Origin of the sequence: Glycomyces sp. YM15 (genome assembly GCF_016918015.1) — a bacterium.
Taxonomy (GTDB): domain Bacteria; phylum Actinomycetota; class Actinomycetes; order Mycobacteriales; family Micromonosporaceae; genus Glycomyces.
Genome location: NZ_JAERMK010000006.1, coordinates 175,194 through 187,811 on the forward strand (window position 1 = coordinate 175,194; position 12,618 = coordinate 187,811).

Sequence of the window (12,618 nt, forward strand, 5' to 3'; positions counted from 1 at the left end):
CATAGGTTTACATTTCCGGGCATGACATTTACATTTAATCGCTCTGCGGCGAGCCGTCCAGAGAACATGGAGGAGATGATCGAGGACGACAAACGGGCCCGCTTCGCGGACCCGATGTTCGGATGGAGATCTACTTGCTGGCCTGTTGGAGACGTACGGGCACTTATACCCCCAGGTACAGGCCCTGCACGCCCGCCTCACAACACCCCTCACCGCCGAGACCGACTCCGCCGCAACGGGAAGGCGGTGAGAAGCGGCATGTGCGCGAAGCGGATCCCAGGTACGAACAAGGGCGACTTCAACGAGATAACCAACCGCCTGACCAGGCGAGACTTTGACATCCTCAAAGCCCTGGAGAAGCACAAGATCATGACCGCCGGCATGATCGAGGCGATCTTCTTCCCCTCCCGCCACCAAGCCGGAGCCCGCCTCCTCACGCTCCACGAGCTAGGGCTCCTCGAACGCTGGCGAAACCCGGAGAGCAAGGCGTACCGCTACGTCCTCGCCTGGAGAGGCCAGTGCGTCCTCGCCCTGATCAAGGGCGAGAAACCCCCGACGAAGCAAGCGGCCACCTTCACGGCCCAACACCAGTTCCTATCCCGGAACCGACCCCACACCGAAGGCATCAACGCCTTCTTCAGCCGCCTGCACTACTCAGCGCGGAACCACTCCGACATCAGCGTCAGCAGGCTCGAGAAGGACCACTGGATCACGGGGATCGAACCCGACGGCAAGGGCGAGATCGCTTGGGGCGACGGCACGACGCTCCCCTTCTGGCTCGAACACGACCGAGGAACCGAGACCCTCGCCTACCTCGCCCGCAAGATCAAGAGCTACAGGGATCGAACCATCCGCAACCCAGACCTTCGAGATTCGGTCCTGCTGATAGAGCTCCCCAGCGAGCGCCGCCTCCGCAACTTCCTACCCGTCGGCACCGAGGTCTGGAAGGCAGATCTCCCCGATTGGGAGAACCCAACACTGGCGGTCGCCGTCTGCGCTTCGACACCAAACGAGCGCACCTTCACCCACCCAGAGGAATTCCCAGACGCCTTCACCGACCGCCGCTGGAACATCCTCGGCTGGACCGGCATCCACAACCTCCTCGAACTCCCTGCCGTAGCGCGGGAGATCCGAAGCCCGAACACCGCCAACTAACCCCAGGGGGTCGGCCGCACAAGATCGGCCCCCACCCAACCCCACGCACAACCCCCACCCGTCAGCCACACAGGCGAAACCGCAGTTTCCGCAGCTTGACTACCGTAAGTAGGCGTGACGGATTGCCGACAGTTGATCACAAACGTTGCAGCGCAACGGCATTCGGATTCCGTCCGGCCCAGGTTGGCGGTGGCGCTGGGGCCGGTGTCTGGGTAGCTTCTGATCATGGTGGGTGCGGTAGCGGAAATTGAGGCTGCTGAGGTGGCCTCGTGGCGGGATCGCCTGGGCGAATGGTTCGGACTCATCGCCGATGACTTCTTCCGGTTCGAGACCCGCAGGCATGCCAGGGAGTACCTGACGGCGCTGCTCGCACCGGTCGAGCGGAAGAACGGCTGGCAGATCGCCGAAGCGGTCGGACATGCCAGGCCCGATACGGTGCAGAACTTCCTGATGCGGGCGCTGTGGGATGCCGACCTGGTGCGTGACCGGCTCGCCCGGGCGGTCTCGGACACCATCGGCGGGGCCGATGCGGTGCTGGTCGTCGACGACACCGGGTTCCTCAAGCAAGGCCGCTATTCGGTTGGGGTGCAACGGCAGTACACCGGAACTTCAGGGAAAGTGGACAACTGCCAGATCGGGGTGTTCGCGGCGTTGGTCAGTCCCCGCGGGCGGGCGTTGGTCGACCGGGAACTGTACCTGCCGGCCTCCTGGATAGGTGACCCCGACCGGTGCCGCCGGGCCGGTGTCCCCCAGGCGCGCCTGGACCAAGGCCTCGTCACCAAGCCCAGTACCGCCCGGCGCATGATCGCCCGGCTGCGCGATGCGGGCCTGGCCTTCGGGTGGGTGGCCGCCGACTCGGCCTACGGCTCAGACCACCTCACGCGCCGCAGCCTCGAGGAGGCGCGCATTTCCTATGTGCTGGAAGTGAAATGCAGCCAGGTCGTCGCCGACGCCGAGGGTCGGAAGCGGGAGATCGCCAACCTCATCGCCGAGGCACCGGCGGCGGCGTGGACGCGGCTGTCGCAAGGCGAGGGCGAACGCGGCCCGCGTGAATACGACTGGGCCTGGGGCCTGCTGCCGCCCGGCGGCGAGCTGCGGGCCGGCTATGCCCGTTCGGTGCTGGCCCGCCGGTCGATCGCTGACCCCGCCGACATCGCCTACTACCTGTGCTTCGCGCCCGAGGGCACCGGCAAGCAGCAGCTCATCCGCATCGCCGGTGCTCGGTGGGGCATCGAGACCTGTTTCGCCGAAGCCAAGGGGCAGTGCGGGATGGACCACTACCAGGTGCGGACCTGGACCTCGTGGCACCGGCATGTCACCTTGGCGATGTTCGCGCACGCGTTCCTGCAGACCACCGCCGCGACCGACCCAAAAGAAGCAGCGGACGCGATCGCCTCAGCGCACCGGTCATCCGGCATCTACTGGGCCTGATCCTCCCCACCGCCCGCTCCCTAACCGAGACACTCGCCGCTGTCAACTGGCAACGCCGCTGCCGCGAAAAGGTCAGACAAGCTCACTACCAGCGGAAACAACGACCACCCTGAGAACTTACGGTAGTCAAGCTAGGCACGATAACCATGCACAGCCCGGAACCCCGAATACTTACTCCCAGGGCGAGAGATTCTGAAATCCTACGCACCCGGGTCATCAATTCAGGAACTCATAGATTTCGACATTTCTACACAGTCGTTAATTTTGTCCAGGGCACTTGCGCCACGTCGCCCGCCCAGCCGTCAAGTTTCCGCATGTCACGGTACGAACCGCTGTATCCCAATGAATGGAGGATGAGTAGCGCAAGATAATGGCGTGTACAACACCAGACTTCTCTGAGAAGGCTTTTATTTCGATACACCGCTTCTTGCGAACCCTTCGGATGAACCAATTTGTTGCGAATCCGTGTTATAACTTCGGGACCATCCAAAACCTCATCACCGTCGCCCTCGGAGTACTCGAACATAGCCGGTGACAAGATTTCATCGACAGCCGTTGATATATTCGCTTCACGGAGAAGCAAACGAAGACGGCCTGCCGCATTCATCTTGATCCCAAGATAGCAGATCTCCTGCCGATACTTCGTCTTGCTCATTCGGCCACTAAGCGCCAATTCCTGCCATTCTAGATGCTCCAAACCCGCAGCCCCGTTAATGATCCTTTGCTCCACGAAGCTTTGATCATTGATCGATGTGATAGCAAGCATCAACTGCAATCGAAGCTGGGCCAGCTTGTCGGGATTTGCAGTTTCCGGGATTATTCTGCTCAAGAGGTTGTCCAGAGAATCAAGATCTCGGTCGAACCACCACCCTGACGAAATGCTTCTAACGGGATCGCAGTGCCTCACACCCCACTCCATCCAGACTGTTTCTTCCGTAGCATCTTGTCCCACCGAGAGCATCGGCGCAGCCCAACGGCCCAAGGCAAACGAGATCCCGATATGCAAAGCCTCAAGGACCGGTTGAGCTTCAATAGCCGTGAACTTTCTGTCTTCCGTTCGACGCAATTCCATAACATGTGTCATCAAATACGATTGGGAGCGCTGGGTTTCCTTCAGCACTTGACTAAGATTCGGCCTGGAGTCAAATACGATCATCCATCCATTAGATTCCATTTCAAATCGGCCAAGCCACCACCATTCCTGGCCTTCCACTTCAGTTGTCAATTTGCCCCGGCCAATCCAGTTCGGAAGATTGAACCAATGAACGACCATGCGGTCAAGCAGTGCATCATCCGGACCATGCGACATACCATTCGAGATTCCACGATCGGGGCTAAGCCAAAATCCCGCCAGTCTCACATCCCCCGAGGGTTTCCGTAGATACAGTTCTACGTCGGACTCATTCAGATCTCTCAAAGGGCTACTAGTATTGATATTCCACTCGATACCTGGCCGCGGCGAGCAGACAAGTTGCACTTTTCCGTCGATGTCCGCATCTTGGACACCCCCGATCAAACCGTCAAATAGAATGACTGGCTCGCCTGGCCTGTTAAAGGGATAAACGGGCACCAGGGGTGTAGCTGCTCCAATACTCATGGGTCGATAATCCCAGCTTCGAAGCAAGCGCGCGACCCCATTCGCCAGATTGCCAGATACGTCAATGGCGGGCGTAAGTCAATTTGCCGGATTTATGTTAGTGTGCTACACCGTTTCCCTCGTCTGCCCCGCACCCGGACCGTCAATGTGACGCTGCCAGTCATCGACACCGGACAAGCACTGCACTCGGTCGCAATGGCTTGTCCCTCGGCGAGGCCGATGGGTTCCACTAGCCCGCTCAAACCGGGTCGACGCAGCGGACCTGAAACCAGATACGCTCTGACCATGGCCACACCCCTGAGAACTGCAGAATGGCCCGTAGACGCGGCCGCCCAGCGCGGAATGGCCACGCGATTCATCATTGCTCAAGACGCGCGATGGGTTCAGGATGTTGTCTATTCGGCGCGTAAATCAAGGGAGGCTAGTGCCTACACCGCCCTACTTCTGGGCCACCACTTCGTACGGATCGCGTACGAAGGGGCCGCAGCAATTCGGTCTGGTAATCCTCAGGTCGGCATCCCAGTGCTGGCCGATATACTCAAGGAGCGGTTCCAGTCAATCACCGCGCGAGCCCGTCACATGGCCAAGCTTCTCGACGACAAAAAGAAGACAAATGAGGATATTCTTGCGGCGATCGAGCTTGCGCTGGAGCGTATGCGTGGCGTGTTTACAGGAAGAGTGCCACGATGGTTGCGCTGGATGGAGACAGACCTCGGAATATATCAAATCGGACATTCAATTGTCGGGACGTCAATTTCAGCCGCCTACCGACTAGGTCTTGATGGAGCCAATGAAAGGTCAATGTTCGGCGAGGCTATCAGCGACGTGACAGATGAGTGGGCCAGTACTATGGCAGTTCTCATGGGGGCGGACCTGCAGCTACCCGAGCCGCAGGCCTCGCTTCATCTTTCTGCTCACAAAGTTATCGGGAAGAATAGGCGTTCAGATCGCTTTCTCGCCAGTCGCTATGAACCGAAATTCCCGGATAGGCTCAAATTGCTCCTCCTCATGATCGAGGGTGATCTGAATTGCACAAGGCTCTTCCTGCCGCAGACAGCTAAGGGACATGAGGATTCTGTCTTTAGAGCACGAGTTGTAACACTATATCATTCGCTAACCGCTCTAAAAGAAGTTTCAAAACGACATCTGTCGCTGGACTCGTCAGCCATGCGTAACATTCGAGTACTCTTGGAGAGCGAATCAACACAGCGTCTTCTTTCTCAAGGCGGCACGCGGATTCGAAATCGATGCATGCACTACGAGATCCCAAAAAGTGTAATCCCGATCGATCCGGATCGCCCGTTCTTCGGAATCGTTGAGGCTGTCTATCCTGGGGCGACTTTCGAGGGCTTTGACAGAGACGTTGCCGATGTGACAGAACGGCTGGCAAAGGTATTCAGCACCTGGTGAGGTTTCCGAACCTGAAGCTGATCTTACGAAGAGCGCAAACCACGCGTCCTGCCTCTAACCATAGTCGCTTGGCAATCTCGCATATTAAGTTCGTTTTGCCCCACTAGGCCAGATGATCGTTACGGGGATTCCGCGGGTCTGGGCCTGGGCTACTGCGTCGGCGGTCCCGCCCCTGGCTGCTGGGAGTTGGCCGTCCCAGACGGCGAAAAGGTGGTCGATCGAGGTGAGGATGTGATCGTTGGATGCTGCGTAGGCTTCTCGTCCGCCGGTCTCGAAGGACATTGCATTGACCTCGGCGGCTTGTGAGAGCAGGCGATCGTAGGCGGGCTGGTCCTCTGGGTCGACCTTCTTGTCGCGGTAGTCCGCGGAGGATACGACCACTGTCAGCTTGCCGCCGGCGTCGAGGACTGCTTGGGCGAAGATCGAGTCCGCGCCTGCTGCGAGGCAACTGAATCCGACCAGGTTTCCGTCCTGGAACTCCTCGAGCGCTTCGCTGATGGCGGCTCGCACCAGGTCAACGGTTTCCGGGGAGAGGTTCATGTGCCCGGTGATGCCGATCCGCAATTGGTGCTCCTTATGGATGAGGTCAGGCTGCCAAGGCCGTGTCGATGTGGTCTCGGAGTTCTGCGACGCAGGATTCGTTCTCGTAGGTCGCGGCGAGGGCGCGCAGGTTCTCGAGCTTGGTTCGGACGTGGGAAGAACCAGTCCTCGTCGCGGTTTCGACTGCTCGGTTGCCTTGCATGCAGGCTTCCTCAAGTTCCCCTTGCAGCATCCGCGCCTGTGCGAGCCCGAGTTGGTCTAGGGCGAGTGATCGGAGTTTCTGCGGGTCGCGTGCAGTGATGGCGGCTTCGATGGAAGAGGCGGCTTCGGCTGCGAGGCTTCGGTCTTCATGCGCCATCTCGAGGAGTCGTGCTCCGGTGGTGCCGGCGAACTCGGCCAGGTCGAAGGAGCTTCCACCGTCGTCGTTCGCGTCGGCGAGCAACTCGGCCGCTAGATCAGTGCTTCTGCGGAACTCGTTGATGTCGCTGAGACTGGACTTCGACCATGCGTGGCGGGTGTATACCTTCGCCATCAGCGCCGCGGAAACATGGCCGGAGGCGCGTTCAAGCGCACGGCTCGTGAGTTCCTGCGCCTCGCCAGGATTGCCGAGAATGAGTTCCTGGCGGCCCATGCCGACAAGCGCCTTCACCTCGCCGTAGCGATCGCGAGCCTCAACTGATGCGTGCAGCGCGAATTCGTAGCACCGGCGGGCCTTGCCGTCGTCGCCCGTGTCCCAGAACATCGTGGCCGCCGTCTGCGAAAAGCGGGCCATGACCTTGAAGGTTCGAGCACGACGGGAGCGGTTTCGGTCGACTTCCGCCAGTTCCGCAAGTTGGACGATCTGAACGAGGACGGCTCGGAGTTGAAGACCTCCTCCGGTGCGCTCGTTCCAGTCTCGGTAGTGAGTCGCCAGCGTTTCCAACTGATCGAGCTCGGTGTCGCCGAGGGACTTGAGGCCGTTGTCTGGGAGGAACGGTGATCCGGCGATGAGACCCGGCACCGCTGCGGCTCCGAGTGAGAGCAAAGCCCTGCGCCGCATGTCGTCCTCCTCGGCAAGTCGTCGACGTTCCTGACCGACGACTTCGGTATACGCCACTATCACTTCGCTCGGGACAGGGCGCTGATCAGTCTCGTAGAACCCTAGAGCTGCTTTGCTCCAGGGCAAGCGGCGGGCCATGTCGCCCAAGCTGAGGTCAACAGCGGTTCGCGCCGCTCGCAGTTGTTGTCCTGGGGTCATCTGTAGACACCTTGTAGACGGTTTGGGTCTTCCTGTCGGCTTCGCAGTAGACGATGCTACAAGCATGGCTCCCGAGAGTCATCCACCGCTTACACATGGGCCCTGGCTGCTCAGGCGGTGCGCAAGCCAGTGTTGTGCGGCCCGCCTTCGGGTTCCAAGCTTCGGGCGGGCCGCCTCACCAGATCCGCCAAAGGGAGAAATGGTGACGGCTCAGAGACTACGAGTCAGAGACGAGAAGGGCAACCGTGCGATGCCTGAAATCCTCGGCTCATGGCTGACAGGTCGGGGTAACAAGCTCACGGTCATGGCGCGGCGGGGCACCGGCTATGCATCCGTGTGGCTCAACCAGCAAGGGACACCGGTGAAGATCGGGTACGCGCTGCACGCGGGCGGTGTCGTCCGTGAAGTCCGGTGGGAAGAGCCGTGGCGGGAGCAGACCGACACCTGGAAGTCGCAGCAGCGGAGCCAGATTGCCGCGCTCGTTGCCGCCTGGCACGCAGACCGTCCGGAGCCACGCGAACCCGAGCCGCTTCCGAACAGTGTGGTCGGAACGTTCGAGATCGACGGCTTCCGCTTCGCCGTCGAGCCCGTCACGGCCGCTGAGCATGTGGTGCTCTGTCTCGTCAATGCGATGAACGAGCTGACTCCCATCGCCGATCTCCTCCATGAGAGCGGTCGAATCTGCGGGATGGTCACCCGTCCCAGATGGAAAGCCACTCCCGAAGAACGGCGGCGCCAATGGCGAGCCGAAGTGGAGGCGATCCTCCTTCGTGCCGTCGAACGCGGCGCGCTCTGACCCTTCTCCCCCGCGGAGCCACCGGGTGGGCGGTGGCTCCGCACCCCAGACTTCCTCTTGATTTGGAGATCATTGTGCAGTCTGTCGCCGTCGACCTCGATGAGATAGTTCTGGACTTGAATGTTCGCGGATACGCCCTCATCCGCTCCGAGGCGAATCCGCATTCGCTCACGGAGGCGGCGGTCCGGTTCGGTGCGCACGTCGGTGCTGCATGGGTGGGGGTTCGTGTGCTGGAAGCGCATGGTTCCCAGGAATGGCTGCCTCGCCACACCGAGCAGCTGGACGATCCTGAACCTTTGCGGTACTTCGCGCTCGGATGCCTGTCCGCGTCGGCCAGTGGCGGTGCGACCTGCCTCTACGACGGCCGGATTGCTGCCCGTGCTCTGCTGGAGTCGCGACCGGAGATGGCTCAGGTCCGCATCGCATACTCAACCGCCTGGCGGCCGACGTCCGCGACTCAGCCCCTGATCGTTGAGACCCCCGAGCATGGGCTGGCCCTGCGGTTTCGATCTGCACTTGAGACCAATACGGTCTGCGGACCGCTACCGCCTTCTCTATCGGAAGCGGCGATGTACACCGAGGTGGAAGCTGCTCTGTCCGAAGCGATCGCGGTAGTGCATCGGTGGCGCCCTGGTGACCTGCTTGTCGTGGACAACCGGGCAATGATCCATGCCCGTGAGCCATTCACCGGCGCGCGCCGGATGATCCGCTACCGCTACGACGACCCGCACTTCAGGACCGTCATAATCGCCCGATGAGACACATCCGCCTACCCGCCCCGATCCTCCGCGCGGTCGCGCCGGGGATGCGGCTGTGGTGGAGGGTCCGCAAGCCGGCGACGTTCGGAGTGAAGGCCCTTCTAGTGCATCCAGACGGATCGGGTCGGTTCCTCGTGGTCCGCCACTCCTACAGCGATCCCACCCGTTGGGGCCTCCCCGGCGGCGGCTACAAACCCGCCGGAGAGACACCCGAGCAAGCCATCTCTCGGGAGGTAGCTGAGGAGCTTTCGCTCTCGCTCCCGACACAAGACTTTATGGTCCTGAACACGGTGACGACAACCCTGGAGGGCAAACGAGACACCTTGACGATCCTGCGCGCAGTCGCTCCGGACGAGGAGGTTTCTCTCTCTCCTGAACTGGCTGAGGCACGATGGATCAAAGACGTGCGTCAGCTTGGCCCAGCACCTGTCTCACGGTGGCTCATCGCTGCGGTATCTCACGCAGACTGATGAACACGATTGCGGCCAAGACCTCCCGATCACCGATCCGTTGGATGCCGCCATCCTGCGCGCTTCGGCACCGCCGATGCCAGGGCTCGGCGATCTCCCACAGTCCATCGGCCACAAGGTGTCTCGTGAACTCGTCCAAGCATGATCTGGACGGAATCCTTGAGAGCCGGGCAGCGGTCAGCCAGCTACCACATCGGGGTCATCGCCCGGCCAACCCTTGGGCATGCCCCCAATGGTGAAGTCTTTGCGGTAGAGCGCGGCAAGGAAATCTACGACGCCTATCGCATACTCCGACCAGTCGCCGTTCTCACCCGAGACCACGACCGACCAGTCGTCGGGGGATTCCGACCAGGTTCGCCAGTAAAAGGTGTCTCCTACATCTGACGACGCCCAGTGCAGCAATCCACTAGGTTCTGGAAACGGGACGTACCATGCGGCGTAACCCTGATTGCGCCAATCATCGAGGATCTCGGCCGCTTGCCGATGGGCCGCAACGAAAAGCGACTCTTTCCCAGGCTCGGGCAACTCGAGGTAGAGAAAATTCTCCAACACCAGCGCTGGATAAGCCTCCGCCAAAGCGCGGAAGTCGGAGGGAAGCTCTACCCCCAGCTCTTCGTGCAGCACCTCCCAGCGCACGCCACGCGGCTCGGCGGCACGAAACTGCACCATTGCAGGGATCGCGGACTCCAGTCTCTTGATCGCGGACATGGCGTCTCCTTCGAAGTTCTGTTCATGATCGCTGTTTGGAACAACCGTCCGTCCCTCGTGTCGGCCGTCGTAGAGATGTTCGCACCTGTCTCAAGAACCTCGCCAACCGAGACATGCATCTAGCGTGCCGGAAGCATGTTCTCTGGCAGCCGTGCCCGCAGCTTTGCCAGCGCGCGGAGCAGGTCTTCGCGGTTCTTGCCGGACTTGATCCAGGCTGGGAGCCTGCTCGCGATGGTGCGGTTGAACGGGCTGACGTCCCGCACCCCGGCGGCGACGTAGGCCTCCAGGAAGCTCAGGTGCTGATCGTTCCGCGCCCACAGCGACTTACCGCGAAAATCTGTCTCGAGCCAGAGCTGCGGCCACTGATTCCGCTTCGGAGCCGCCCACGGGCGGTTAGCGGCCGGTTCCTTGGCCCAGCCGCAGCCTCGGCAGCGCAGTCGCTGCAGCCGCAGGTCGGATCTATAGGTGCCGACATAGCGGTTGCACTCAGGGCACATGACGATCTGGGGTGGCTCCACCGGCTTGGCCTTGGGCTCTCGCCGAAGCCTGTCCGTGAACGCGCATGACCCGCAAGTCACGTGGCACTGTCGGCGAATCGCCATGTCGTCGCATCGCGGGCAGTGCACCAGCGCGTAGTCGAAGCCGCCCATGTACTTGACAGGCTGATCCGCCTCGACGAACTTCGTCAGGTTGCGTCCCATGCGCTGTCTCCTTTCCTATGTGGCTGACCGAGCGTAGCGATCGAGTTGAGCTCCTGTCGCCTCGGTTTCTGTCCGCGATCGGAGACGCTTGACCTTGTGCCGTTATCTGGGCAAACGGTAAAATTGTTAGGTCCAGGTCATATCGATCGATGCGGCGAGACATCCCGCTTGATCGTTCTTTTGCTGTTTGCTGAAGGCGTCGTTCTTGGTGCCCTTCTCGGAGTTCCTCCTGACTGCGTGAAGCCTTTCCGTGCTCCGGAGTTGGATAGTTCGCGTCGCTCGACGTTGCCGCGAAGCGGGTCTATCTTGACATTGACCTGCTGTTTTGCCTTGGCGGGGCGGTGAGCCTCATGGGTGGCAGAGAGGTCCGCGTGCGGGTGACCGGGGCGCTTCGGGATGACGTTGATGTGCGGCTGATCGTGGAGAGTTTGATCGATGCCGTGCTGGAGTCGGAGCGGAGTGCTGGGGTCGAGCCTGAGCGGGCGGACGCGGCGGGTCGGACCGAATCATCCAGTCGGAAGGCCGATCAATCATGAGTCAGGAAGTCAGGGCGAAGCGTGCCGTTCTCTATCTGCGGGTGTCCTCGCGGGGACAGTTGGAGACGGACTACGACCCGGAGGGGAACTCGATTCCAGCGCAGCGGAAGGCGTGCCAGCGCCGGGCCGAGGAGCTTGGAATGGAGGTCGTGGGCGAGTACGTCGAGCCGGGGAAGTCCGGCATGACGGTCGACGGGCGGCCGAAGTTCCTGGAGATGATGGCGCGCATCCGGAACGAGAAGGATGTCGGGGCGATCGTCGTTTACGCGCGGTCGCGGATGCATCGGGATGCGGCGGATGCAGCGCTCACCAGGCGGGATCTCAAAAAGCTTGGTGTGCAGCTCATCTCGATCATGGACTACACCGAGGACACCTACATCGGCGATCTCGTGGCCACGATCCTCGATGGGGTCAACGAGTACCAGTCGCGCGCGTCAGGCGCGGATGTGGCCTACAAGATGGGTGCGAAGGCCGCCAACGGCGGAACTCCGCACCAGGCACCAATCGGGTACCGGAATGTCGGGGAGACCATCGAGGGCCGCGAGGTCCGGACCGTGGTCGTGGACGAGGAGCGAGCTCCCTTCATCCGGATGATGTTCGAGCTGTACGCGAGCGGGACGTACTCGCTCAAGGAGCTGCAGCGGGCCGTCACCGATGCGGGGCTTCGAACTCGGCCGAGCAAGCGGTGCCCCGCAGGGCGGGAGATCCCGATGTACACCGTCGGAACGATCCTGCGGAACCGCTACTACCTCGGGCGGGTCACCTTCAAGGGCATCGAGCACCAGGGACGGCACGAGCCGCTGGTGAGTCAGGAACTGTTCGACCGGGTGCAGGATGTGCTGCGACAGACCAACGGTGGGATCCGGAAGCGGGTGTACGACCACCCGTTGAAGGGCGTCATCTGGTGCGCGCGTTGCCGGACTCGGTTCTACCTCGACACCGTGACGAACGGCCGCGGAGTCAAGTACTCGTACTTCGTCTGCAGCGGCCGGGCAGACAAGACCTGCCGCAGCGAGCGGGTCCCGGTGGCGGTCATGGAAGCCGAAGTGCGGGCGCACTACGGCAGGCTTCGGATTCCGCCGGCCTTGGCGGCTGAGCTTCGGATGCAGATCGAGCAGGCAGTGGTCGATCGCCAGCGCGTCGATGAGGAGCTTCGGACTCAGTTGTCGAGCGAGCGTGAGCGACTGGGACGTCAGCAGGATCAGCTCTTGGAGCTGGTCGGTGAACCTGACTGGCCGCGAGCTCGGCTGAACGAGAAGGTTCGGGACCTCCGGGACCA

At 61.4% G+C, this 12,618-nt stretch carries 11 protein-coding genes and 1 pseudogene; 7 read left to right on the forward strand and 5 right to left on the reverse strand.

Annotation, left to right across the window (positions count from 1 at the left end; genetic code table 11):
- Positions 1–75: 75 nt before the first annotated feature.
- Positions 76–1,155, forward strand: a complete 1,080-nt coding sequence (locus JHY01_RS09195) for a replication-relaxation family protein (protein WP_205325324.1) — start codon at positions 76–78, stop codon at positions 1,153–1,155.
- Positions 1,156–1,416: 261 nt separating this feature from the next.
- Positions 1,417–2,586: an IS701 family transposase gene (locus JHY01_RS09200; protein WP_205325325.1), complete on the forward strand. Its 1,170-nt coding sequence runs from the start codon at positions 1,417–1,419 to the stop codon at positions 2,584–2,586.
- Positions 2,587–2,833: 247 nt separating this feature from the next.
- Here JHY01_RS09200 and JHY01_RS09205 read toward each other — a convergent pair whose 3' ends face one another.
- On the reverse strand, positions 2,834–4,183 hold the full coding sequence (locus tag JHY01_RS09205) for a hypothetical protein (protein ID WP_205325326.1): 1,350 nt from the start codon (positions 4,181–4,183) through the stop codon (positions 2,834–2,836).
- Positions 4,184–4,468: 285 nt separating this feature from the next.
- On the opposite strand from JHY01_RS09205, the gene JHY01_RS09210 reads away from it, so the two are divergent.
- Complete coding sequence (locus tag JHY01_RS09210) at positions 4,469–5,593, forward strand: hypothetical protein (RefSeq protein WP_205325327.1); 1,125 nt, start codon at positions 4,469–4,471, stop codon at positions 5,591–5,593.
- Positions 5,594–5,677: 84 nt separating this feature from the next.
- On the opposite strand, the gene JHY01_RS09215 is transcribed toward JHY01_RS09210, so the two are convergent.
- Positions 5,678–6,157, reverse strand: a complete 480-nt coding sequence (locus JHY01_RS09215; RefSeq protein WP_205325328.1) for a hypothetical protein — start codon at positions 6,155–6,157, stop codon at positions 5,678–5,680.
- A 22-nt stretch (positions 6,158–6,179) separates the two neighbouring features.
- Positions 6,180–7,370, reverse strand: a complete 1,191-nt coding sequence (locus tag JHY01_RS09220; RefSeq protein WP_205325329.1) for a helix-turn-helix transcriptional regulator — start codon at positions 7,368–7,370, stop codon at positions 6,180–6,182.
- A gap of 250 nt (positions 7,371–7,620) precedes the next feature.
- Between JHY01_RS09220 and JHY01_RS09225 the strand changes: the two genes are divergently transcribed.
- The 3 genes from JHY01_RS09225 (at position 7,621) to JHY01_RS09235 (ending at position 9,394) form a co-directional block, all read left to right on the forward strand.
- A complete protein-coding gene (locus JHY01_RS09225; protein ID WP_205325330.1) occupies positions 7,621–8,166 on the forward strand; it encodes a hypothetical protein in 546 nt (181 codons plus the stop codon).
- 62 nt (positions 8,167–8,228) lie between these two features.
- The gene (locus JHY01_RS09230; RefSeq protein ID WP_205325331.1) at positions 8,229–8,924 is read left to right on the forward strand and encodes a TauD/TfdA family dioxygenase; all 696 of its coding nucleotides are present in this window, start codon (positions 8,229–8,231) and stop codon (positions 8,922–8,924) included.
- Positions 8,921–9,394 carry an NUDIX domain-containing protein gene (locus tag JHY01_RS09235; RefSeq protein WP_205325332.1) on the forward strand — a complete coding sequence of 158 codons (474 nt, stop codon included), beginning with the start codon at positions 8,921–8,923 and terminating at the stop codon, positions 9,392–9,394. Before JHY01_RS09230 ends, JHY01_RS09235 begins: the two co-directional genes overlap by 4 nt.
- Positions 9,395–9,571: 177 nt before the next feature.
- Here the strand turns inward: JHY01_RS09235 and JHY01_RS09240 are convergent, their stop codons facing one another.
- Positions 9,572–10,102, reverse strand: a complete 531-nt coding sequence (locus tag JHY01_RS09240) for a hypothetical protein (RefSeq protein ID WP_205325333.1) — start codon at positions 10,100–10,102, stop codon at positions 9,572–9,574.
- A gap of 119 nt (positions 10,103–10,221) precedes the next feature.
- On the reverse strand, positions 10,222–10,803 hold the full coding sequence (locus JHY01_RS09245; protein WP_205325334.1) for a hypothetical protein: 582 nt from the start codon (positions 10,801–10,803) through the stop codon (positions 10,222–10,224).
- A 532-nt stretch (positions 10,804–11,335) separates the two neighbouring features.
- On the opposite strand from JHY01_RS09245, the pseudogene JHY01_RS28085 reads away from it, so the two are divergent.
- A pseudogene (locus tag JHY01_RS28085) lies at positions 11,336–12,331 on the forward strand (recombinase family protein); the annotation flags it as partial.
- Positions 12,332–12,618 lie beyond the last annotated feature (287 nt).